The sequence below is a fragment of the Paenibacillus sp. sgz302191 genome (assembly GCF_057749925.1).
The window spans coordinates 156,051-180,240 of the sequence record NZ_JBYLHY010000009.1 but is presented as its reverse complement, the minus strand read 5'-3'; the positions used below and the strand labels follow the sequence as shown (position 1 = coordinate 180,240).

General features: G+C 53.8%; 20 protein-coding genes and 1 pseudogene. 4 read left to right on the top strand and 17 right to left on the bottom strand.

Annotated features, from left to right (window positions below; all coding sequences use genetic code 11):
- Positions 1-277 precede the first annotated feature (277 nt).
- Complete coding sequence (locus AC3G2T_RS15525; protein WP_488436065.1) at positions 278-565, bottom strand: hypothetical protein; 288 nt, start codon at positions 563-565, stop codon at positions 278-280.
- Positions 566-680: 115 nt separating this feature from the next.
- Between AC3G2T_RS15525 and AC3G2T_RS15520 the strand changes: the two genes are divergently transcribed.
- Complete coding sequence (locus AC3G2T_RS15520; protein WP_488436064.1) at positions 681-1,586, top strand: alpha/beta hydrolase fold domain-containing protein; 906 nt, start codon at positions 681-683, stop codon at positions 1,584-1,586.
- A gap of 248 nt (positions 1,587-1,834) precedes the next feature.
- Here AC3G2T_RS15520 and AC3G2T_RS15515 read toward each other — a convergent pair whose 3' ends face one another.
- The 5 genes from AC3G2T_RS15515 to AC3G2T_RS15495 form a co-directional block, all read right to left on the bottom strand.
- Positions 1,835-2,809 carry a LacI family DNA-binding transcriptional regulator gene (locus tag AC3G2T_RS15515; RefSeq protein ID WP_488436063.1) on the bottom strand — a complete coding sequence of 325 codons (975 nt, stop codon included), beginning with the start codon at positions 2,807-2,809 and terminating at the stop codon, positions 1,835-1,837.
- Between the two features lie 508 nt (positions 2,810-3,317).
- Positions 3,318-4,628, bottom strand: coding sequence for a hypothetical protein (locus AC3G2T_RS15510; RefSeq protein ID WP_488436062.1), 1,311 nt, complete (start codon positions 4,626-4,628; stop codon positions 3,318-3,320).
- A 12-nt stretch (positions 4,629-4,640) separates the two neighbouring features.
- On the bottom strand, positions 4,641-5,474 hold the full coding sequence (locus AC3G2T_RS15505; protein ID WP_488436061.1) for a hypothetical protein: 834 nt from the start codon (positions 5,472-5,474) through the stop codon (positions 4,641-4,643).
- Complete coding sequence (locus tag AC3G2T_RS15500; protein ID WP_474684146.1) at positions 5,471-6,160, bottom strand: ABC transporter ATP-binding protein; 690 nt, start codon at positions 6,158-6,160, stop codon at positions 5,471-5,473. The genes AC3G2T_RS15505 and AC3G2T_RS15500 overlap by 4 nt, the downstream gene beginning before the upstream one ends.
- 73 nt (positions 6,161-6,233) lie before the next feature.
- Positions 6,234-6,611: a GntR family transcriptional regulator gene (locus AC3G2T_RS15495; RefSeq protein WP_474684145.1), complete on the bottom strand. Its 378-nt coding sequence runs from the start codon at positions 6,609-6,611 to the stop codon at positions 6,234-6,236.
- Between the two features lie 546 nt (positions 6,612-7,157).
- Between AC3G2T_RS15495 and AC3G2T_RS15490 the strand changes: the two genes are divergently transcribed.
- Positions 7,158-7,490 (top strand): hypothetical protein, encoded by a 333-nt coding sequence (locus AC3G2T_RS15490; RefSeq protein WP_488436060.1) that lies wholly within the window; start codon positions 7,158-7,160, stop codon positions 7,488-7,490.
- Positions 7,491-7,984: 494 nt separating this feature from the next.
- Here AC3G2T_RS15490 and AC3G2T_RS15485 read toward each other — a convergent pair whose 3' ends face one another.
- Positions 7,985-10,207, bottom strand: coding sequence for an ATP-dependent helicase (locus AC3G2T_RS15485; protein WP_488436059.1), 2,223 nt, complete (start codon positions 10,205-10,207; stop codon positions 7,985-7,987).
- Between the two features lie 213 nt (positions 10,208-10,420).
- On the opposite strand from AC3G2T_RS15485, the gene AC3G2T_RS15480 reads away from it, so the two are divergent.
- On the top strand, positions 10,421-10,612 hold the full coding sequence (locus AC3G2T_RS15480) for a hypothetical protein (RefSeq protein ID WP_488436058.1): 192 nt from the start codon (positions 10,421-10,423) through the stop codon (positions 10,610-10,612).
- Here the strand turns inward: AC3G2T_RS15480 and AC3G2T_RS15475 are convergent.
- From AC3G2T_RS15475 to AC3G2T_RS15440, 8 genes and pseudogenes are all read right to left on the bottom strand, one after another.
- A pseudogene (locus AC3G2T_RS15475) lies at positions 10,596-11,848 on the bottom strand (nickel pincer cofactor-dependent isomerase, group 22). The gene AC3G2T_RS15480 and the pseudogene AC3G2T_RS15475 overlap by 17 nt on opposite strands.
- A gap of 8 nt (positions 11,849-11,856) precedes the next feature.
- On the bottom strand, positions 11,857-12,753 hold the full coding sequence (gene dapA, locus AC3G2T_RS15470) for a 4-hydroxy-tetrahydrodipicolinate synthase (protein ID WP_488436057.1): 897 nt from the start codon (positions 12,751-12,753) through the stop codon (positions 11,857-11,859).
- A 69-nt stretch (positions 12,754-12,822) separates the two neighbouring features.
- Positions 12,823-14,088 (bottom strand): MFS transporter, encoded by a 1,266-nt coding sequence (locus AC3G2T_RS15465; protein ID WP_488436056.1) that lies wholly within the window; start codon positions 14,086-14,088, stop codon positions 12,823-12,825.
- A 33-nt stretch (positions 14,089-14,121) separates the two neighbouring features.
- Positions 14,122-15,063: a phosphoglycerate dehydrogenase gene (locus tag AC3G2T_RS15460; protein ID WP_488436055.1), complete on the bottom strand. Its 942-nt coding sequence runs from the start codon at positions 15,061-15,063 to the stop codon at positions 14,122-14,124.
- Between the two features lie 19 nt (positions 15,064-15,082).
- Entirely contained in the window at positions 15,083-16,078 is a 996-nt protein-coding gene (gene pdxA, locus AC3G2T_RS15455) for a 4-hydroxythreonine-4-phosphate dehydrogenase PdxA (RefSeq protein ID WP_488436054.1), read from the bottom strand.
- A complete protein-coding gene (locus AC3G2T_RS15450) occupies positions 16,075-17,358 on the bottom strand; it encodes a four-carbon acid sugar kinase family protein (protein WP_488436053.1) in 1,284 nt (427 codons plus the stop codon). Before AC3G2T_RS15450 ends, pdxA begins: the two co-directional genes overlap by 4 nt.
- A gap of 18 nt (positions 17,359-17,376) precedes the next feature.
- A complete protein-coding gene (locus AC3G2T_RS15445) occupies positions 17,377-18,543 on the bottom strand; it encodes an iron-containing alcohol dehydrogenase (protein ID WP_488436052.1) in 1,167 nt (388 codons plus the stop codon).
- 827 nt (positions 18,544-19,370) lie between these two features.
- Positions 19,371-21,449 carry an alpha-glucuronidase family glycosyl hydrolase gene (locus AC3G2T_RS15440; RefSeq protein ID WP_488436051.1) on the bottom strand — a complete coding sequence of 693 codons (2,079 nt, stop codon included), beginning with the start codon at positions 21,447-21,449 and terminating at the stop codon, positions 19,371-19,373.
- A 325-nt stretch (positions 21,450-21,774) separates the two neighbouring features.
- Here AC3G2T_RS15440 and AC3G2T_RS15435 point away from each other — a divergent pair, with 325 nt between their 5' ends.
- On the top strand, positions 21,775-22,686 hold the full coding sequence (locus AC3G2T_RS15435; RefSeq protein ID WP_488436050.1) for a helix-turn-helix domain-containing protein: 912 nt from the start codon (positions 21,775-21,777) through the stop codon (positions 22,684-22,686).
- 59 nt (positions 22,687-22,745) lie between these two features.
- Here the strand turns inward: AC3G2T_RS15435 and AC3G2T_RS15430 are convergent, their stop codons facing one another.
- Together AC3G2T_RS15430 and AC3G2T_RS15425 are read right to left on the bottom strand one after the other, a co-directional pair.
- Positions 22,746-23,666, bottom strand: coding sequence for a DMT family transporter (locus AC3G2T_RS15430; RefSeq protein WP_488436049.1), 921 nt, complete (start codon positions 23,664-23,666; stop codon positions 22,746-22,748).
- 108 nt (positions 23,667-23,774) lie between these two features.
- Positions 23,775-24,164, bottom strand: a complete 390-nt coding sequence (locus AC3G2T_RS15425; RefSeq protein WP_488436048.1) for an OsmC family protein — start codon at positions 24,162-24,164, stop codon at positions 23,775-23,777.
- Positions 24,165-24,190: the final 26 nt, after the last annotated feature.

Sequence of the window (24,190 nt, the reverse complement as noted above, 5' to 3'; positions counted from 1 at the left end):
TACACTAGTTGCATCATCGAACGAGCGCAAACAGCCGCTTTTTCGCCGCCCAGCCATCCGCAAGTATTTGCTGAATTCTCGCTCGCTAGAGCTAGCAAATCTACTCGGCAACGTGGAGAAACGCCTGCAAATGTGTGACTGTTGAAGAACCCGCATGCTAAGAGGCAGCATTTCTACTTGGCAACGCGTGGAAAACCTGCAAAAGTACATCTTTTTCCTCGTTGGTACGCTCAGAACGCAACATTCCTGCAAATGTGCAGGCTTTTCCACCAATATTCTAGCTTGGACCCGTTTTTATTGGGAATTCCTGCACAATTGCAGGCTTTTCCGCAAAACGAACCGCTTCCGTCGAAAAAGCCTGCACTTTCGCAGGTTTTTCGGGTGGCCAAGCCGCTTCACAGGCGACCGCATCGGCTTGGGCGGGAAAGCGAAACACCATTGCTTCGAGCACAGCTCCCCCAAGACTTTCTCGAGCGTTCTGAATAACATTGACGCAAGTGTTGTTAGCGGTTTCACGATTCTCCGAATCCCAAATCCCGATTGCCTCGCAGAATGCCGTGCCCATGTGGTCGACCGGCCGCCGTCATGCAGCACAACACCGCGGGCTGAGAGCTGCGCGCGGTGCGAATTGCCGCAATCGGCCAGTAAAACGATCCGCCAAACTAAGGAGGAATTAACAAATGGAAGCCCCCAAATTGACTTTTCTTCAAGTCAAAGTTCCTGTGGATAACTACGATTCCGAAGATATGCAGATCGTAAGCGGAGACGAAGAAGATCGCTATATCGCCAAGTACATACCGGACATCGTTTTCGCCTCTTTCGGAGAGCGCGATATTCGTATCAATCTTATAAAGCCGGCTCACTGCAAGGGACCGTTCCCGTTGCTAGTTTACATTCAAGGATCAGGCTGGCTTCCGCAGGAACGGTATACGGCCATCCCGCAGTTATCCGATTTTGCCCATCATGGCTACGTTGTAGCAAGCGTCGAATACAGGCATTCGCTCGAAGCCAAATTTCCGGCTCAAATCCAGGACGTGAAAACGGCTATCCGGTATTTAAGAAAACATGCCGTAACCTATCAAATTGATCCGGGCCGGGTTGCTGTCTGGGGAGATTCTTCGGGAGGACATCTGGCAGCGCTTACAGGGGTCAGCGAAGGCGTAGCCGGCTTCGATTCGGATTTATTCCCGGAACAACCGAGCAGCGTCAACGCAGTTATCGATTTTTACGGGCCGAGCGACATTCTTCAAATGAGCAAATATCCGTCCAGGATCGACCATGACGCGGCCGGTTCTCCCGAATCTTTGCTGATCGGCGGCCCGATTCAACAGAACAAGGAGAAGGCGGCCCTGACAAATCCGATTTTCTATATTTCCAAAGAGAAGCCGCTTCCGCCGTTTTTAATTATGCATGGCGATCAAGATGAAATCGTTCCTTTCAACCAAAGCGTTTTATTATACGAATCTTTAAAGGAAGCGGGGCAGCAGGCAACCTTCTATAAGGTGAAAGGAGCGGGGCACGGGGCGCGCTTTTGGACGCCGAAGGTGCTTGATATCGTCCGCGCTTTTTTGGCGGCGCATGTATAAGAGCTGTAATTTTATTGGAGGGCATAGGCCCTCCTTTGGCTTTTCCGGTCACTCTGCCTTTATTTTGAAATCAGACGGATGGATATGCAAAAACTGCTCGACGTGCCGCTGCGCATTCCGGGTCTCCGGCTCCACGGCCTGTGGGCCCATTTTTATCAGGAATTCCTGCACGATTGCGGGCTTTTCCGCAAAATGAACCATATGCGCAAAAAAAGCCTTATCCCGCAAAAGGGATTCGGCTTTTTCGTTTACGTAGTTTGTCGTTCCACCAAAGTCACGGGAAGCACGTTCTCCAAAGGGACGGTTTCCCCTGCCGTCAGTCTGTCGATAATGTCGAGCGCCATCCGGCTCATCGCTTCGAGCGGTTGTCTGATCGTGGTCAGCCCCGGCGTCACCAGCGAGGAGAACTGAATATCGTCGTAGCCGATCAGCTTCAACTGCTCCGGAATCCGAATTCCGAGCGATGCGCAAGCTTTGATCATATAATAGGCGATCATGTCGCTGCTTGCAAAAACGCCGTCCACCTCCGGATAATCGGCCAGCATCCGCCTGACTGCTCTTTCGTAGTCGCCGCTTTCGAACACATCCGTTCCGAGTTCGATAATGACCGGTTCCAGCGAATGCCGTTTGAGCGTTGCCATAAACCCCTCGGTCCGGCGGTTGCCCAGCATGTCCAGGGACAAATTGCCGCAAATATGCCCAATGTTTCTGCATCCCTTGCGGATCAGCAATTCCGCCGCCATTACGCCGCCCTGATAGTTATCCGAGGATACGTAGGGGATATCCGCAATGCGCCGGTCAAACGTCACGACGGGCTTGCGAAGCTGTAAATACTCAAGCACATCCAGCGTGTGGCTGCCCATAATAATGCCATCGACGCGATTGCTCTTGAGCATATCGATATATTCTTTTTCCTTCGCCTGATCGAGCCGGGAATTGCACAGTAAAATTTTGTACCCTTTGAGAGAGGCGTAATTTTCCAACTCATTCGCCAGTTCCCCGAAAAAAGGATGAGCAATGGCGGGAATGATCAATCCCAGCATCATCGATTTTTTGCGCATAAGCGAGCGTGCGATTTCATTGGGCTGATACTGCAGCTCTTCCATGACTTTATGTACTTTTTGCCGGGTAGCGTCGCTAATATAGCCACGGTTATTGAGAACCCTGGAAACCGTTGTAACGGTTACTCCCGCTTTCTCAGCCACATCCTTGATCGTCGCCATCTGTTCGTCCTCTTCCGCATGCAAATTTACAAAAGTATAGCACGGCCGCAGCGGGAAATAAAGCGCCGCCGATAGTACGGCAGCCGACGCTCCAACCGCCACCGCCAAAAAACGGCGGCGCGGAATCGGCCTGCCTGCCGCTTATTCCAACGGGATTTTCTCCATAGTCATGCGAACATCCTTAACAATTATCGTAGCACAACCAACTGAAAGTGCACTGAATGTGCGCTGAAAATACGCTGTCAGGTCATACGGGTTCTATGACGTGAAGTATTCCGATTACAGACTCGATACTCCGAGGAGCGGACGCGTATGGCCCTTCGATCAATGAGATAAACCTCTATCGAGGTCTTTTCGAAGATGAGCGACCGCGTTTAGAGGTAGGTTTATTCGCCAATAAGAATGCTGTTCTACGCGCTATAGCGCTGTAAAGAACTTAAACATTCTTATGTGGTAACGAAAAAACCTCCAGACCGCTGCATGCGCGCAGCGCCGGAGGTTCTTCGTATTACGACGGCGGCAGAAGAGCCCAGGCCGACTGCCGGGACGGCTCTTCTTGCTGTTTGCCTTCTATATCAAAAATCGTCAAATTTCTAAACTTCCGATTATCGTTGGTCGCGACCGCGCCCTGATAAACGACCGTTCCGTTGTCCAGTTCGGCGATGACTACCCTTGGAGGGGATGTTTCATCCTTCATCGAGTTAACCAGCATGTATATACGATTATTCGCAATACTTGCGGTTCGCACCTCTTCCCCGCCTTTGCCCCCGTCTTTGAACGCTATCGTCAGATCTTTCATAATTTTGTTGTCCGCCAGACTATATCGGATAACACGGGGCCCTTTGGGGTCCTTCCATGAGGTCAGGAACAGCTCGTTCCCGGAGTGTCTGACTGTGACGGCATCGGTTTCTTTCAGCAAACTTGTTATCGCTGCATCCTGTATCACCGCCAGCTTGCCGCTTGGTATGTCGTAGACAATCAGTTCCTCTTTATCCTTCACATACTCCCGAGAAGCAACCGTTTCCGATGATTGTTTTGCCGTATTCTTTTTGGAATATGTAAGATTAAAAATAGCGTAGCGGCTTGCCTTCGTCGGATTCGCCTCAAGCACACCCCCGATGTCGATCGGGTTATCGTCGTCCTGTACAAGACCGGTTAAAATCGCCTGATCCTCGGCCACAGTTTTCGTGTCCAAATTCAGCGTATACAGATGAACTTCCGAAATGTAGCTTCCCTGCTTGTTTGGATTTCGCTTGGAATTATATGTAATCAGCTTCATATTCTGACCGTCGATTTGAACTTCAGCCATATTCAGATTATTATATTCGTTCTCCCTTGGCACATTGACCTCGAAGGAAGAGCTTTCTTTCCGCGACTTATCGTATACCGACACGGCAAAACGGAAATTGAAAGGATGGAAGGCTAAAAAATTGCTTTTTTTCGAATCGGACTCGTATTTGATATCCGCATACCCGATGATGCGGTCATCCTCGTAGACGCCGCCGAGGTTCCTTTTCCCCCGCATGAATGAACGGTGTTCCTTCACAAGCTTGTTAAAGTCATCGTTAAACATATTATAAGCATCCGTTATTTCCCGAACGGACTGCTCGTTGCGATACAGGCTTCCGGCCGAACTGATACTGAGCGGTTCATTTCTGTAATTAGCTTGAAGTAAGACCGGCAAAGCCTCTTTTTCGTTACCCTCCTGCCACTTCAAAACGTATTGCGGATAAGCGCCGCCGGTCAGCCATATATAATAGATGCCTATGCACACAACGATAAGAGGAATGAGCACGGCTAATTTCCAATAACGCTTCATTCTTACTCCTCCTTAGACGGTTACCTTGTTACGAAGCAGATAGGAACTGAACCACAGCGAGACGCCCAGCACCACAAGCCCGGCGACGGCTTCCATCAAATATAACTCGCTGCGATAAAAATAATTCGGAAGCAGGTTTTTAGCGATGAACATGGGCAATAGGAGCAATAAACCGGCCAGGGCCGCATAAACAATGCCTGCAACGATTCCCTTGATGCGGAAGCTGCGTTCCAGCAAAATGGTCGCAAAAACGACCGTTACTGCCATAATTCCAGCGCCGTAATACAGGACGAACTGAATGAAATGCCGGGGAATGATCGTATTCAAGTTGGAACTGCTTGAAATCAGCTCCCCCATGGATACAGGAACCCTGAATTCACTCGGAATCATCAGATTGAAAAAGAGCAGCTGCGGCCGAAGAATCAGCAGTTGGAAAGCGACAAATCCCAGCACAAACAGCAGAATGGCGCTCAGCTTGGCCCAAAACACATTCATCCGCGAAGTCGGAAGCATGAGAAGCCGGTAGGCAAAAGTATGTTTGCCGAACCAGTCCCGATACCAGATCAGGAATACATACAGCAGGAGCGCCGCCGCACACAAAGAAAATGGCGCTTCAAACCAGGAAGACGAGATCGTATGTTCAAAGCTCGCCGGCCGAAAACGGGCGGTGTATTCGGCTGCGGTTAAAGAATCATTGTACATGATTTCGCCGGCAGTGCTCGTATAATTACGGGCGTACAAAAACACGCCGGTCATTTGCGAGAGCAGAACTGCAAGCCATAATACACCGTAAATTTTGGCGAACCGGTTCAATTCCCAGCTCAGAAGCTTCCAGTAACGATTCATGCCAAATACACCTCTCTCATCACGTCCACGACGGACTTGCCTTCTTTCATGCGGATATCTTCCGCGATAAACTCTTTCATCACCCTGCCTTGGTCAAGCAGCACGACCTTGTCGATCAAATGCTCGATATCATGAATTTCGTGCGTCGTAATGATGACCCCGCGTTCTTCGATCAAATGGCTGGTGAACACGGCGGCAATCTGCTCCCTGCTGAAAATATCGATCCCGGAAAAAGGCTCGTCCATCAATACATAATCCGCGTCAAGCGACAAGCCGAGCAGCAGATTGACCTTAGCCGCGTTCCCTTTCGATAGATCGCTGATCCGGTCCCCTTCCTTCAGCTTGAAAAAAGCGAGCAGTTCCACAGCGCGTCGCACGTTCCAGGATTCATAAAAATCCTGCATAAAGTCCATCGCCTCACTGATCTTCATAGAGGGCGGCATCGTCAGCGTATCCGGAATATATGCGATTTTTTCGTAGAGCCGCTTATTCATCGGCTGGCCGTCGATTCGAATATGGCCGCCGCTAACCGGCGTCAGCCCCATAATGGATTTCAGGACCGTTGACTTACCTACCCCATTCATGCCTACCAGGCACGTGATCTGGCCTTTCTCCGCTGTGAACGTAACTTCGTCCAGCACTCTTTTTCTTCCGTATTTCTTGCTTATCCGGTTCACTTCAACCATAGGGCAACCTCCTTCAAGTCTTCCTTCAGAAAAACCGGCTTCAGACAACGTCAGCTGCTCCTTAGCCCGTCTCCTATTCCTTAGCCCGCTCCGATTCGTATTTGTCCTTGACAATTTGCATCAGCTCGTCGACGGGCACCGCGATTTTCTTGACCGAATTCACGAACACTTCGACCGCTTCCCGAATGAGCTCCTCCCGAATCAAGCTCAGCACCCGCTCATCCGTCGTAATACGGCTCGGGGAATTGCCTTCCGTCGTAATCAATTTCTGCTCCTCCATTTCCTTATAAGCCCGCTGCACCGTATTGGGATTAATCTGGAGCAATCCTGCCAGCTCCCTGCGGGACGGTATCTCCTGGCCTGCCGCCAATCTGCCGGTCGCAATCTCCTCTTTAAAGTACCGCACCACCTGCAAATACACCGGATCGCGATTATTAAACGTAACGTTCATCGGCCCATCTCCCTAAGTTCCTTTCTCGTGAAGCCTGACCAAACAGTCCTCGAAACCAGCATTCCGAAAAAACGAAGTGTGTGTACTAAGTAGTTCATACACTATGGGTGTACTATACCCTTAATACAGTGATTGTGTCAATAATAAAATACACGAACGATTCTTGGCATCGTTCGTGTATGGGGGGGCTCGGGGCGCCGGATGGGGCGGCTAGGCCCGGCGCGGCGGTGGTTGGCGGCGCTCCGGCAGGGAGCGGGCGCACGGCTGAGCGCCTAGCCTCGGCGCGGTGGTGCTTGGCGGTGCTCCGGCAGGGAGCGAAGCGTTCGGCTCAGCGCCTAGCCTCGGCGCGGTGGTGGTTGGCATCGGCTGGGCGAGTCCCCCTCCCGGCCCCCGGCTCCGGCGATGATCTGAAGAGCCGCTCGCCAAAATCACCACCCATCGCAAAAAAGTCTGCGAAGTCAGATTGTTGATAAAGTGACGAGTTAGAGGAACCAGAGTAGGTACAGCCGCTCTTCCCCGACCCACGCCTCACTTGCACGGGTTGCGATGCTGAAGTGGTGGGGACAAGACGGCTCGGCAGGGAGAAAACCTGCAAAAGTGCAGGTTTTCCCCGTAGATATGGTTCATTTTGGCGAAATGCCTGCAATTGTGCAGGAATTTTCGATAAAAATGAACTATAGCCCCTGTTCGCGGCGAAAAGCCTGCACAATTGCAGGAATTTTTCGCTGCCAGCACATCAACGAGCAAAAAACTGTACTTTTGCAGGTTTTCTTCGCGCAACTAGAATGCGACCCGCTTCGGCGTATGGGTTTCTGGGCTGCCCGCACTTTCGCAGCTTTCAGGGCTCCTCCCCCACAGCTTCACAAATGGCTGGGCTGAACCTGTGGGCGGCAATCAACCAAACCTTTCGCAACAACCAGCGAAAGTACATCTTTTGCCGCTTTATGCGCCTGCCGCGGAGCGCTTCCGCCCAAAGGCCCCCACCCCGCCCCGCACGAATCCCGGACGTACGGGCCGGGGTAGGGCCGGCGCCCCGCGCGAATCCCGGACGCACGGGCCGGGGTGGGCCGGCGCCCCGCGCGAATCCCGGACGCACGGGCCGGGGTAGGTCCGGCGCCCCGCGCGAATCCCGAACGCACGGGCCGGGGTAGGCCCGGCGCCCCGCGCGAATCCCGAACGCACGGGCCGGGGTAGGCCCGGCGCCCGGCCCCCGCGATTCCCGCACGCGAGTCGGCGCCGGCGCCTGGCGGCGGTCAACCCCCAGCGGCGGCCCTGCCGCTTTGGCGGCGCCGCACCGCGGGGCGACCCTCCCGCGCCTGCAACCGCGTGCGGTCCGGCGGCCCCGGCCGCCAGCGCTGCCGCGAACCGCCGGGTCACCCCGGCTCGAGCAGGCCCCTTTCCAGGCAGGCCGCGACGGACAGCCGCTTCTCCCCGGCCTGGAAACGGATCAAAATCGTTTCGCTCCCGAGCGACACGATTTCCCCGTTTCCGAATACGCCGTGCTTGACGGCGCCGCCTGCCTGCAGCCGGTCCCTCCCGCGGATCGCGCGCGGGTTGACGGGGGCCGGCGCGGCCATTTTCACCGTAACCGTAAGCGCCCGCGGCAGCTCCTTTTTAACCGGCGCAGGCTTGCCAGGCTGCAGCAAAAGCCGGACATCCGCAACAAATTGGGATTCCGCAGCCTTTTCCCCGTCCCTCGCTCTGTAAGTCAGCAGCTCCAGGTGCGTACGGGCACGCGTCATGCCGACGTAGAACAACCGCGCGGATTCCTCCATCTGCGCTTTGCTGCCTTTGGCGAATTTTTGAATATCGTCCGCAGCGGGCAGGATGCCGTCGACTAAATCGACCATGAACACCTGGTCGAACTCCAGACCTTTGGCGCTGTGCAGGGTGGACAATGTGACCGCATTTTCATGCTTGTTGAATTTCGACGTTTTCAGCGCCGATTCCAGATGCTTGAGCCGGGCCGCAAACTCCTCCATCGTCTCCAGCGTATCGGCGATCGCTTCCAGCGTGTTCAAAATGCCGATCAATGCCTCCCTGCGAAAACCGAGCCGCTCGCACATTTTATCAATCGCCTTCTCGTATCCGAGCAGCCCCCGGATCATGCGGATAGCGTGGAGCGGAGCGACGCCTCTCATTTGCTGAAAAGTTTCTTTGGCTTCCTTCAGCTGCTTTACCTGGTAATCCTGCAGCGGGACGCGGTCCAGCAATGTATCGAATACCGAGACTTGGCCGTCTGCAATGCCCATAAGCGCCGCCATCTGCTTTTTCGTAATATAGCCGATGCATTTGGTATGAATTTTCTCCAGCAGGTCCGGACGGCGGTCGCTAAAGCTCATGCGCATAAAGTTCAATACGTCTTCAACGACCCAATGGGAAAAAAAGCGGTTATCGGTGTCCTTCATGTAAAAAGGGATTCCGGCCCGGTCGAATTCGTTCATCAGCATGATCGAGGACGCGTTGTTCCGGTAAAGTACGGCCGCCTCGCGCAGATCGGCAAGCTCCGCCACTTTTTCCGCCACGTATTTGGACTGATATTTATAATCGGCGAAGCTTCTCAGGACGATCGGCTTTTGCCGGGGATTGTGCGTAAACATGTTTTTGTCGTAACGGTTCTTGTTGCGCTTGATAAAACGGTTCGCCACATCGACGATATCCTTCGAGGAGCGGTAATTTTGCTCCATCATCAGCGTCGCCGCATTCGGATACACGCTGCGAAAATGGAGCAGGTACTCCGGCTCCGCCGCCCGCCACGTATAGATGCTCTGATCGTCGTCGGCCACGACGCACAAATTGCCGTGCTTGCGCACCAGCTTTTCGATGATCGCATGCTGCACGAGCGAGGTGTCCTGACTTTCGTCCGTCAGCACGTAATCATACCTTTGCTGGTATTTCCGCAAAAGCCAGCTGTTTTCCTCAAGCGCCTGATTGCCAAGCGTCAGCATGTCGTCATAATCGATCAAAAGCTTGTCCGCTCCGGACTGCTTGAAAGTCTCGTACTGCCGCATAACCGCCTCCGCCAACGGAACGTCGCACGGAACCCCGGCCCATTCGTGCTGCGGAAGCATTTTGTTCTTGACGAAGCTGATGTATGTAGTCAGCTCTTCCATCTGGTCGTCGGTGATATTCTCGCCTGCGATCTCCTGAAACAGCCGGCGCAAAATAAACTTTTTGTGCAGCGGCGGACGTTCCGGGTCGAATACCCCCTGCTCCTCCAGGTTCACTTCCCCCTCGATCAGCTGATACGCGGTTCCCGACCTGCGCAAATGCTCCCGCATCACTTCAAACGCCAAACTATGTATCGTCGAAAAATGAACGGGCGGCACCCCGGGGAAAAAGCGCTTGAACCGCTCCTGCATGTCGGCGGCCGCGGCTCGGCTGAAGGTCACAGCCTTGATTCTCTCCGGCTTCACCCCTTTTTCCTCAATGAGGTAGCCGATTCTCATCATGAGTGTCGTCGTCTTCCCGGAACCGGGCGACGCCAGGAGCAACAGCGCTCCGTCGGTATGAAGAACCGCCCTTTTCTGGGCGTCGTTCAGGGCCACGCCCGTTTCCCGCTTTTTGCGGTCAAAAAAATGTTCCCTGGTCAACATGGTACAAACCCTCTTTGCAATGAACATGATCATTCGCTATTATAATCGATTGCCCATATTCATGCTATTCAAACCAAACGGCACTTTTGCAGATTATCTTCGCGCAGCCAGGCAGGGTCTGCGATCGGCAGGAAATGCCTGCGAAAGTGCAGGCTTTTTCCGGGAAACCGGTTCGTTTTGGCAAAAAGCCTGCGATTGTGCAGGAATTTTTCGATGAAAATGAACCTGAGCCCATATTCGCAGCAAAAAGCCTGCACATTTGCAGGAATTTGTCTGGCCAGCGTATCCATCGAGCAAAAAGATGTACTTTCGCAGGTTTTCTTTGCGCAGCCAGACCCCGCCCCCCACGTATTGAAAAAAAGCGCTGCTCGCGTGCAGCGCCTTTCATTTATGAAAAATGCATGACGGACGGCTCCGTCAATACGTCGACTTCACTGATGTTCCGCGCGTCGGGCAGCATGCTCTCGGAAATCCAGATATGCTTCAGTTCCAGCGTGTTTTTGATGCGCACCATCCTCACCTGATGCAGGTCCGGGACGTTGCATGTCTTGATCGCCGCTTGCACCGCCATTTGCTCCGTCGGGAGGAACATCGGGACTTTGACCGGCGTCAATACCGTGCTTGTAAAAGCGTTCATATAGCCTTTCTCCCAATCGATTTGGTCGAACAGGCGCTGCGTAATGACATCCGCCGGGCCGATGCCGAGCGCGTTGCCTTGCGTTTTGTCCGTCAGGCCGAGGATCACGATACGGCTGATGGCGGGAGCCGTGTTTTTCACGTAAGGCGTATTGAAGCGCCCGGTTATATTCGGGTCCATGCCGCTGCCGGATATGTCTTTGCCGATCTCATCGACGATCAGAACGTCGATCGGGTCGAACAGCAGCCGCGGCATGAACGACTTCGCTTCCAACAGCAGCTCCGGCTCTGCATGTTCGATCCGCTCGGCGGGTACGGCTACGATTTTGGCCGGGCGGTCATACGCATTTTCAACGGAGGCCAGGCCGAACGCGACCGGTAGCTTGGCAAGCGCGATGCGGGCCATCGCGGGAACATGCTCCGCCATGCTGCCGAACCCGTAGGCGTGAGCGGCATCTGCGCCTTTATGCTTGCCAAGGCCGATGGTCACCATCTTCATCAAGCCGCTTTCAATGGAACCGCTGAACGCGGTGTGCGGCTTGATCCGGTTGATGACGATAATTTTACGGCTTCATAAGCTAGTTTGTCGGTGTACACGGGCAAGCCTTTGGGCAGCCTCCCGACCTCCACGACTTCCATGCTTGACCGAATCGGCGCTCCCACTGAAGTCTCCGTGACCCCCAATTGCTCCAACACTTCGGCTTGGCCCTCCGCCGTCGCCCCGCCATGGCTGCCCATAGCGGGCACGATGAAAGGAAACGCCCCGGCCGATTTAACGGCACGGACGACTTCCCTGACCAGAATCGGGATATCGGCTACCCCTCGGCTGCCGACTGCGATCGCTACCTGGTCCCCCGGAAGAATGCGTGACATAACGCCTGCCGCTTCAATGGCTTGATGAACAGCCTTTGCCGTATCGTCAAGCTCGGGGGCAACAAAGTTTTGCTGAACTTTTGCCATTCTCGGAATCGGGATATCCCTCAGCAATTGTTCGATTTTTTTCAGCATAGGCTTTACTCGACGAATCCTTGTTCGCGGTACTCCTTCACCATCTGCTCCAGCTTTTCCTTAGCCTGCTCCGTAACAAGACCGACCGGCTTACGCGACGGTCCGGCCGGAACGCCGATCATGTTCAGCACTTCTTTCAAAACAGAGGGAAGCGTTCCGAGACTGAAGGCGCCGCGAAGTTTTCTCAGCACTCTTTGCGCCTCCTCGGCTTTTGCGACTTCGCCTTGTTTCCAGTATTCATAAATCGACACGACCTGCTGCGGGAATACGTTCGCCGTCGAGGCAATGGCGCCATGTCCTCCGGCCAGCAGCGTGGAGAGAATTAAAGAGTCCGTCCCGGCCAAAACGGAAAAATCGGCAGGATCGGTAGCTTCGAGATAAGCCAGAATGTTATCGTAGCTGCCGCTGCTGTCTTTGATGCCGACGATATTCGGGATGCGGGATAGTTGGGCTACGGTCGCAGGCTGCAAGCTGTTCCCGGTCCGTGCCGGAATGTTGTACAGCACGATCGGCAGCGAAGTCGAGCCGGCCAGACTGATGTAGTGATCCGACAGCTCCTTTTGAGTAAACGCCAAAAAGTAAGGGGTGATCACGGACACGGCATCGACACCGATTGCTTCAAATTTGCGGGTCAAAACAATCGTTTCCTCCGTGCTGATCCCGCCTGCACCCATATAGACGGGAACCCGGCCTTTTGCTTCTTCAACGACAATCTCCGCAATTCTGATTTTTTCTTCGGAAGTGAGCGAGAAAAACTCGCCGTTCGTCCCCAGAGCGAACAAACCGTGAACGCCCGAATCGATAAAACGGCGGGTCATCTGGCGCAAAGCCGTTTCGTTCAACTTATAATCCGCCGTAAACGGAGTGACCATGGCGGGAATTATACCTTTTGGAATGAACATTTCAGCATCTCCTTTTTCATTGCATCACATGCAGTAACCGTTATTATGATTTGCAGTTGTTCGTCATTGCTATTGAATCGGTTTTACTTTTCCGAGCAAGAACAAGTAATTGAGAATTCCGATGACGATGAGCGCGGCCGAGAACAGCAGAGCGGGCACGAACGAACCGTAAGCCGCAACGAAAAATCCCGTTATAATCGGCCCCACTACGCCTCCCATATTGGAAACCGTGTTCTGCATGCCGGCAACGATAGAGGTCATGTTCTTCGGTGCAACATCTCCCGGAAGCGCCCAAACCTGGGAAGCGGCTACGGTCGTGCCGGACTTGGCGATGCACAAGAGCACTACGGCCAGCACGGCCGAATGGGCGAACGCGGCAAACCCGATGCAGCAAGCCATCAGCAGGCCGACGATCAGGAACAGCTTTCTTGTCGCCGTTAACGAGAGCAGCCCTTTGGCATAAATACGGTCGGACAGCCAACCCGCCACCACTTCCATGACCATGGCGCACAACAATGGAAGCGATGCCATAAAACCCATTTCAATCAGGCCCATGCCTCTTTCTTTGACCAGGTAAGTCGGCAGCCACGTAATGAAGAAATACGAATTGTAGTTGATCATGAAAAATCCGATGCACATCGCCCAAATATTCCGGTATTTGAGCAGATGGTACCATTTCATCGGACGCTCGGCGCCGTCGCTTTCTTTTGTCGCCTGGCCGCCGCGGATATGTTTCAGTTCCGCCTCGTTTACGCCTTTATGATCTTCCGGCCTCTCTTTAAAATACCACAACCAGACAGCCGCCCATACGATCCCGAGCAAACCGATTATGGCAAACGTCATTTTCCATTGAAACATCGAAATGAGCCAGACGATCAAAGGGATGGCGACAGCACCGCCGAACTTGGAACCGCTGTCAAAAATACCGGCTACCGTCGCCCGCTCCTTATCCGGAAACCATTTGGACGCGATCCCCGCGTTGCTGGGATAAGCCGCCGCTTCGCCGATCCCCAGCGCTACCCGAAAGCCGAAAATCGACTTAAAGCCGGTCGCCAGACCGGTGACCGCCGTTGCGAGCGACCACCAGATAACGGCGAAGCCGAGCGTTTTCTTTTGCCCGATTTTGTCCGCGACCCATCCGGAAGGAATCTGCAATAAGGCATAAGACCAGAAAAATCCCGATAAAATAAGGCCCATCTGTGCGGCATTCAAACCGAACTCCTTGGTGATATACGGAGCCGCTGCCGAGAGAACAGTGCGGTCGATATAATTGATGGCGATGGCCGCCCACATCAGAAACGCGACTACCCAGCGTACGTTTGATCTTTTATTCATGTTTGCAACTCAACCTCTCCGTATCCGATTGTGTTATAGCCCGTTCATCACATGGTCGGGCCTTTTGTTGTTTACGAGCACTTCAACGATATTTTTGGCGCAGGTCAGGCTTAATGCGTTAATGGCTCCGCTCGTATACCCGGCGATATGAGGCAGCGCGATAAAATTGGGCAAAGCGAACAGTCGGTGCTCCTTCAGCGGCTCTTGCTCGAACACATCCAATGCGGCGCCGGCAATCGCCCCTGTCGTCAACGCTTCGTACAGCGCATCTTCAACGACGATGCCGCCTCTGGACGCGTTGATGAGGTAAGCGCTCTTTTTCATCATGCCAAGCTGGGCTGCGCCGATTAAATGTTTCGTTTGGTCGGTCAGAGCAATGTGAAGCGTGACAAAATCGCTGCCGGCCAAAATTTCCTCCATCGTTACGAACTTAACCCCATGCGCTTGGGCAAAAGCATGATCGGGATAAGGATCGTAAGCCAAAATCTCCATATCGAAGCCGAACGCTCTGCGGGCAACTTCTTTGCCGATGCTGCCGAGACCGATAATGCCGACCGTCGCCTGATACACGTCGGAGCCGAAAATGCGCGGCCACTCGCCTTTTTTCGTCAGGTCATTGGCAAGCGGAATCTGTCTGGCTAACGACAGCATGAGCGCAAAAGTAAAATCGGCTACCGCATGCTTGTTGGCGTTCGGAACGTTCGTCACCCAGACGCCGCCCGCTTCCAGATGAATGTTATCCACACCGACTCCATGCTTGCACACGATCTTCAAGCGCGGAGCGTGCGCAAACACGTTAGGAGTCATTTCGTTAAAAGCGACAATCGCCGCGTCCGCATCCCGGACTGCTTCAATAAACTGCTCCTCTTGAATGTCGGACGGTACGTGGACGACCTGGATGCCGTGCTTTTCCAAATAATGAATCGGCTCCTGCGAATACTTGGCAAAGGACGGTGAAGTTGATACGACTTTCATAACAGAATGCTCCTTCGCTCTAGTTTTTCGGGGACAAATCGGCAGCCGACCCGATCGCGGCCAGCATGCTTCGCTCATCCGCGATATTTTTCCCGGCGATATCGAATGCGGTGCCGTGGTCGACGGAAGTGCGGATCACACCGCCTTTTAGGCCCACGGTAATATTGACGCCTTCTTCCAGCCCCAGCACTTTGATCGGGACATGCCCCTGATCGTGATAGCAGGCGACAACGATATCGAAATCTTTGCGGACAGCCCGGAAAAATAAAGTGTCGGCCGGATACGGGCCGCTCGCTTGGATGCCTTCGGCGGCGGCTTGTTCAATAGCGGGAATCAGCTTCTCCTCTTCTTCCCCGTTGCCGAAAAGCCCGTTCTCCCCGGCATGCGGGTTGATGCCGCAAACCGCGATTTTCGGATTCGAATAGCCCGCGCGGCTTAACGTTTCATAAGCGAGCTTGATCACTTTGTAAGTCCGCTCCGGCGTAATGGCCTTAATCGCATCGATCAAGCCTACATGCGTCGTCAAATGAATCACTTTCAGCTTAGGCGAGGAAAGCATCATGGAGTAATCGGCCGTATCCGTAAGATCGGCCAAAATCTCCGTGTGCCCCGGATACAGGTGCCCGCCTTTTTGCAGCGCTTCTTTATTTAAGGGCGCCGTGCAAATCGCATGGATGCGCTTCTCCTTGGCCAGCTCGACCGCTTGCTTCAAATATTGAAAAGCGGCATCGCCGGCGGCGGGGGATATTTCCCCGAACGGCAGATCTTCCGGCAGCAGATTCATATCCAGGCAATCCACCGTGCCCGGGACGAACTTGCCGTCTTCGACCCGGCGGACGGTTTGAAGATTGACTTTCGCCTGTGTAACCTGAATAGCGCGATTCAATATGCCGGCATCCCCGATTACAACCGGACGGCAAATGTCATAAACAGAACGATGGGCTAACGCTTTCACGATGACCTCGGGGCCGATCCCCGCCGCGTCTCCCATCGTAATTCCGATAATGGGCTTCATTCTGATCCTCCTTGAAGTTTGCGGACTGCCTTGACCATAGCCTGCTGCGTACCGAAGCTGCCGGCTTTCGTCACGACAAATACCTCTTCGTCCGCAACAATTTTCCCGAGCGGAATGCCCGGTTCGACCTCATCCAGCAAATGGAACTCCTGCGCATGCAGTTGGCGAAACACTTGATGGGCCGTATCTCCGCCGGTTAGAAAAAGATGGCGCAATGCATGCCGCTTCACGAGCGAAACCGCCATCTCCCCCAGCGCCTCCGATACCCTATTGCTGATTTGAACGGGGCTGCAGCCTTGTTCGGCTCCCAATCGCTGCGTCCGTTCCACCTCATTCGAAGAAAACAGCGCAACATGCAGTCCATTGCGAAAAGCGTTCCCGGCTTCCTCCATCACCCGGTTCCGCTCCCGCTCTTTGCCTGCCCCATCTGCAATCACTTGATCCGACCGCATCTCGATTCCGGCAACATCGGCATTCGCCAGCAATTGCCGCAGCTGCTCCCGCCCGACCTTGCTGACGCTGCCGGCAACGAGCAAAACAGGGCTGTCATGCTTGGGCACACTCGCCGCGGCACGTCCGCGCCGCATCCCGTAAGCAAGCGGCAAATAATTCATCAAGCCGGCCGAACCGGCCCATATGACAGAGAACGGAGTCTGCTTCATCCATACGACAAGCGTCTCCAGATCCGACTCCGTAACGGAATCTGCCGTCACGTAGGAGATGTTCCGCTTTTTAAAAGCCGACAGCTTCTCCATAAACCGCGGATAATCTTGCTTCAGATCGTCATGCGTCAGATGACCGACTTCTCTATGTGTTTGAATTTGCATCAACCGCATAATGTTGGATTCGGTAACGGGCGTTTTCGGGTCTTTGGCCACCTCGGTTTCATGCAGCTTCTTTCCGCCCAGAAGATGAATCCCATCCTTCACCTGGCGCCCGATTTCCGGATACCCCGGGGCGATGACGACGAAATCCGGTTGAAAAACATCGTATACCGCGTTGATTTCCTGCCCGATATTTCCTCTCATCGTGGAGTCGATCTTCTTGTACACCACATCGAAAGACTCGTTTTTGATCCACTCGCTGACATTCCGCACCCTGCGGTAAGCTTCTTCCCCGGATACGGAACGGCTGTCGGTGTCCAAAATAACGGCTTCCTTCTTGCCCAGGCCTTCGGCCTTGCGGTCCATAACGACCGAAACGTCCATCCCGTACCGCACGAGCTGCCCTCCGCAATCGCTTGCGCCCGTCAAATCGTCTGAAATAACGAATATCCTCATGTTTTCATCACCTTTTAGCTAGACAAGCAATCTGCGATAAATCGTTTCCATATCGGTTAAAGTGAGCGACTTCGGATTGTTGTTGAGCAGACGCGTTACTTTGGAAGCGGATACGGCCAGGGCCGGCACGTCGTCTTCTTTTACGCCAAAGCTCCTCAAATCTTGCGGAATTTCCAAAACATTCGTCCATTCCACCATTTTCTCGACTACCTTCCCGGCGGCCTGCGCGGCGGAAAGTCCTTGAACGCCGATGCCCATCGGCTCAGCGACCCGGGAAAGCCTGTCCGTAATCGCATCCATGTTGAATTCCATCACATGAGGGAGCAGCATTGAATTGGCGACTCCGTGGGCCACTTTAAATTTGCCGCCAAGCGGGTAAGCCAGCGCATGAACCGCAGCCGTTCCGGCGGCAGTCAGGGCCATTCCTCCGTACATGGAGCCTACGAGCATGTTCTCCCTTGCATCGACGGACGAGCCGTTCCGGTACGCCTCCACGATGCTTGCCGAGATCAGCCGGATTGATTCCAAAGCGAACATGTCGCTGAACGGGTTGGCTTTGTTCGAAATATACGATTCCAGGGCGTGAGTGAAAGCATCCATTCCTGTTGCAGCGGTAATAGGCTTCGGCAAGCTTAACGTCAGCACCGGATCGAGAATGACCAGCTTGGGCAGCAAACGCTTACTTACGATCCCTATCTTCAGCTCCTCGTCGGGCAAAGTCACAATCGCATTCGGCGTTACTTCAGATCCGGTTCCCGAAGTCGTCGGAATCAAAATCGTCGGAATGCCCGGATTTTTCACCAAATCCGTCCCCAGCAGCTCGCGAACCGAATTGTCGTTAGTCGACAGCACGGATAAAATTTTCGTGGCATCCAACACGCTTCCGCCGCCAAAACCTATGAGCGCATCGTAACGCTCGCCGGAAATGCTCCTAAACACTTCTTCAATATTGTCTGCCGTCGGCTCGGGAGCAATTCCCGTATTAATGTCAGCGCTTATTCCTTGAGCGGTTAGTCTGCTTACAAGATCGTCAACGAATCCAAACGCTTTCATGGATGGCTGCGTAACGATCAAAACCGATTTCACCGCAGCTCCAAGTGTATGAATATAATCTCCTAAAGATTGAAATGAGTTGCGCCCTGCCACAATTCGCTCTGCAGTTTGAAATTGATACAGCGTATTCATATTCCACCTCCACATCATGTTCCATATTGAAACATCAAATTGAAACAAGGATTGTATAATTGGATTATAATCATAATTGTTTTATTTATCAACATATAAATTTAATAAAAGGAAAAATGAATAATATTGATGCATAATGCAATATTTTTGGGGTGAAATCCTGACTCATCCTCGGCAAGAATACTCCCGGACAGAAGCTATCGGCGCGAAAAAAGGCAGCCGCCTCTTTATTTTCTGGCCGCGTGCCTCTCCCGGGGCAGGTCGTGTAACTGCACGACTGGGCAGAAATCAGCTTGCTAGGGAAAAAAACCTGCGAAAGTGCAGGAATTTTCGCTGAAAGTGGCTTGTTTTGGCGAAAAGCCTGCGAAAGTGCAGGAATTTTCGCTGAAAGTGAGTATAAGTCTATATGTTTGGTGAAAAGCCTGCACTTTTGCAGGAATTGTCCGTGGACAGCGATCAAGGACGCAAATTCATGTATTTTTGCAGGTTTTCTTCGTGCAGGCGGGCAAATTATGGTTATCTCCTCGAACGTGGGGGCTTTTCAATTTATGCGCCGCAGTGTATATACTTCGAAAAATCCCTGCAAGCGGAACAAAGCCAAACCGATTTGCATCGCCCCTACCTTATGCCTCAGCAGGAAGCCTTCACCAAGGTCTATCGAGACGTACAACCGCATTCAGAGGCAAATTGCCGGAATGTTTTTTTGCACGCCGCTTGAACAACAGCACCATGAAGCATGCTGAGTACCAACAAGCATAATTTCCCAAACGACAAAAAACGCCCTCCGGCTTGGCCCTGTAGGCCCCAGCAAGAGAGCGTTGCAATTTCTAGTAAATTTTGCGGCCGTGTACGTCAGCGATACCGCTTTTCCGGTAAAAATACGTGTTGATCATATCGCGCCATTCCTTGGCATGCTCAGCCTGCTCGGCCAGTCGCTCTTCCACCTGCCCGTGCAATCCGTCGGCCACGATTCCCTTCAATGCGCTCCACGATTGCTCCAGCTGTTCCGCCCGCTCCACGCCTTCAAAATGAGTATCGTAAATGTGCTGGATGACCGTTTTGCCGGAATGCAGCACATGCGTGTACGGAACATGGTGGAAAAAGAGCAGAAGCTCATCGGGGCACGACTCCGCGGACTCGTACATTACCGCGTTCGCTCCTTGATATTGTCCGGCATATCCCGTTCCCGTCGCCACCGTCCGGTCGACGCCGATGCCGTGGCAGTCGGCAAAATGGTACGTGCCCCATTTCGAATATTCATAGCCGTCGACATTCGGCCCGTAGTGATGATTCGGGTTGACCATCCAGCCTACGCCGAGCGGCGACGTATAGGATTCGTAAATGCCCCACGAATCCAGCAGCATGGCCGCAATCGTCCGTACCACCCGCTCATCGCCCCCGAATGTCAGCCGAATCCACTCCTCGGCAATCGCTTCGGAGGTCAGATCCGGGTTCCAGGCCAGACGGCCGAAGCCGTACAGGTTGGCCTGCGCCAGCAGATGCCCCGTCCAATTGGCATCGTCTCCGATGTTCGAAACCGCGGCGAAGCCGTTGCAGCGGTTGCCGTACAGCGCACCGCCGGCGATCCGCTTCACCGTAGAGCCTTCGCCTTTGGCGTAAGTTTCAAAATCGAGCACCTCTTTCCACTGCGGAACGAGGTAACAGAGATGCCGCTGTTGTCCCGTGTATTCCTGCGTAATTTGAAATTCCAGCACCTGATTTGTCGCTTCCATCGCGCCGAACAGCGGCGAGACGCCTTCCCGCACCTGGAAATCCATCGGACCGTTCTTCACCTGCAAAATCACGTTATCCTTAAACCGGCCGTCCAGCGGCTTGAAATGATCATAGGCCGCCCTCGCCCGGTCCGTCGAGCGGTCGCGCCAATCCTGCTTGCAGTTGTAAACGAAGCAGCGCCAGATCACAATGCCGCCGTACGGCTCAAGCGCTTCGGCCAGCATGTTCGAGCCGTCCGCATGATCCCGTCCGTAGGTGAACGGGCCGGGCCTGTTCTCGGAGTCGGCTTTGACGAGAAAGCCGCCAAAATCCGGGATCGCCGCGTACACCTCGGCGGCCGTATCCCGCCACCACCGGCGCACATCCGCATCCAGCGGATCGGCTGTGGACAAGCCGCCGATTTCGATCGGGCTGGCGTAGTTGACGCTCAGAAACAACTTGACGCCGTAAGCCCGGAAAACGCCGGCCAGCTTGGCCACATCAGGAAGATAACGCTCCGTAAGAAACATCGTTTCATACTTATGTACGTTTACATTGTTGATCGCGATCGCATTGATTCCCGTAGAAGCGAGCAATCCGGCATAATCGCGCACGCGTTCCAGATCGGATGTAATTTCATTATCGGCGTAAAAAATCGAATTGCCGGCATAACCGCGTTCGATGCTGCCGTCGATATTGTCCCATTGATTGATCATGCGCAGCATGCCGGCCGGTGCTTCCGCGATATCGAGACCGCCGACCGCGCTGCCTGTACCGATCAATCTGAGCAAATGAAACACGCCGTACAGAACGCCCGCTGCGGTCGCCGCCCCAATCGCGATGCAGCTCTCCTCCGCATTCGCTTTGATCGCGAAGCCCTCCGCCCCCACAGCCGAACGCGCAGCTTCGCTGAAGGTCCGGCCGACAATTTCATTGCCGCCGCCAAAAGTTCCGACGGCGATGCAAGGAGCCCCTTCCGCATGCCCGGCCGCGACGGGACGCTGCCCGAGCATCGACTCGATGCCTTTTATCCATTCCGATACGGCCGTCCGGATCACTTCATCCGTCTCGGTCGCGACAATTTTGCCGAACCATGCTTCATATCCCCCGCCGGGCCCGTTCTCCGTCAATCGGTTATACCCAAGCCAGCCGTTATAGCCCGTCTCTGCGCCAAACCTCGTTACTCCACTCATCCTAGTTCCTCCCTCGCTATTACCGCTTGCAGCCTATCCTGAGTTCCCCTTACCCTTTTCTTCCATTCCCCAACATCAAACCGCTCTCGCCTTTTGCCGTTGCCTTCCAAAGCTTTGTACATTCCGGCTGCGCGGGATCGAATCCAATTTGCGCATATTGATCAGCTGCCAGCCCGGATTAACGCCCGGAACCGGCAGATTCCCGTCCATCCTAGCACAGCAACAGGCCGGCTGACCATTGACAAATCGATCAAAAATTTACCCAAATCGGGCGAGTTAGGTTATACTGACTGCATAACGATCAGCAGGCAAAGGAGAACAGCCTATGGCCGCAACATTCACCCCTCCAACATTGGGACAAATTATTCACGACATCGTGCTGCCGGATATCCGGACGACCGTCAACCTGTTCGGCATCCATCTGCGCAGCGTCAGCGGCGAATGGGAGTATCCGGCGCATGAGCATCCGCAGTACGAGATCAACTATTTGCTGGAGGGTCGGCAGCTCATGACCGTCGGCGGGCGTAAACTCGTTCAGGAGGCCGGCGATCTCATCCTGCTTCGTCCGGGGGATGTCCATTCCAGCCGCAGCGCGGATCGGGAGCCATTTACTTATTTTTGCATTCATTTTGATATCGACGATAAAATATTCCTGTCCCTGCTCAGCCGCATGGAGCAGGTGCTGTTCCCGCGGGACGGCTCCGTGACCGGGCACATCCAGCCTGTGCTATCCAGGCTGATCGACATTACGAGCCGGTCCGGGGAGGCGACGATGGCCCAGCGGATGCGGCTGCATTCCGCGATTTTTGAGCTTTTCGGCATGCTGTGGGAAGCCATTTCCCAGGAAGCCGTCCTCGTGTCTTCCACCGCTTACGAGAAGGTCGAGCTTGCCCATCAAATCCGCAACCGGCTGCAGGCGCTGGTCAGCCAGCATTTCAAGCAAGGGATCGCCGTGGAACAGCATTACGGCATCGACGACATTGCCGCAGGGCTGGGGATCAGCACCTCCCATTGCAACCGCATTTTCCGGCACGTGTTCGGCGTCTCGCCGCGCGCCCATCTGTCCGAGCTGGTGCTGCACGAAGCCAAGCTGCTGCTGTCCAATGCGCGGCTGTCGGTGCAGGACATCGCGTCCATGCTCGGCTACCGGGACATCGCCCACTTCAGCCGCCAATTCAAGCGGTGGTCGGGCTTGTCGCCGAGCGAATACCGGCGGCAGAACCCGCCGGGCAGTTGAACGGCCTGCTTTTGCAGCAGGCCGTTCGATGTCGCATGGCGGCGGTCAACCGCGCCCGATCAGGACTGCCGCGCCGGACGCCCGCCACCCTTCCTTTTCATCGCGCAATTGGTCGCGTACACCCCTGCAACGATCAGCGCAGCGCCTAGCAGATGATACAAATGGAGCGATTCCCCGGTGAATCCCGTCGCGAACAAGGCGCTGAACAAGGGAATCAGATTGAGAAAGCCCGCGCAGCGCTGAGGCCCCGCCAGCTCAATCGCCCGATTCCAGGACGAGAAGGCGATAACCGAGGCGAACAAGCCGATATAGAGCAGACCGATAAGCAGCGACGGCGTCCAAACAATCGGCGAAGCGGCAGCCGCCAGCTCAACCGCAGAAAGCGGAAGGAGCAGCAGCAAGGCGACCGCCACTTGAACAAGCAAAAACGGGCTAGCCGGAAATAAACCAGCCGCTCTTTTCATGCCGACCGAGTAGAGCGCCCAGCACAAAATAGCCAGCATCATCCACAAATCGCCTTTATTGAAAGACAGGCCGATGAGCGCGGCCAGGCTGCCCCGGCCGATAATCCAGAACACCCCCGCCATGGAAACGACGATCCCGGGGATGGCGGACCAGGCGATCTTCTCCTTGAACATCAGACGCGACAGAATGACAACCATAATGGGAGTTGCCGAGTTCATCAAAGAAGCATTGATCGAACCGGTGTACTGTACAGCCACATACGTCAGCGTATTAAAGCCCGCTACCCCTGTCACGGAGAGGAACACGATCATTTTCCAATGGCGAAGAAAGTCGGCTCTCAATCGCCACGCTTCCTTGCCGAACAACGGAAGCAGGCAAACGAAGGCAATGCTCCACCGCAAAGCCGCAAGCGTCAGCGGGGGCATTTGCGTAACCAGCGCCTTGCCGGCGACAAAATTGCCGCCCCAAATGCAAGTTGCCAGAATGAGTAATATGTAGGGCGAATTTCGAAACATTAGCGTCCAGCTCCTTCCACGCAGTAACTTTCATTAGAAAGTATACCGCCCCCGCGCAATATTTGTTAATACCTCAACCACAGAATAAGCAACCACTAGCTCCTTTGTTCAAATAATACTGCTTTCATCAATAAACTCTAGCTGTTTAGATAATGTTTTTTTGACTGGACAGTTCATTACCTTTCTTAATACTACTTCCTTGGTTTCTTTATCGATTGATCCTGAAATGTCAATGTGGTACTTAAATATAGTCTTTGCTTCGTTGCTTCTATCCATTTCAACTTTAACAGTAACTCCGTCGTAAGATACATTCATTGAGTCCAATATCATTCTCGCAGTAATATTTAAACACGAAGCAAAGCCGGATTCTATCAGATCATGTGGTCTAAAATATTTTCCACTCCCCCCTTTCTCTTCGGTAACATCTGAATAAATTTTAGAAGTACCGTTAAAAATCTCAGTAATATAAGTTTCGCTTCCACTTGTTGAGATAACCATTGTATTCCCTCCAATTATAAATTTTT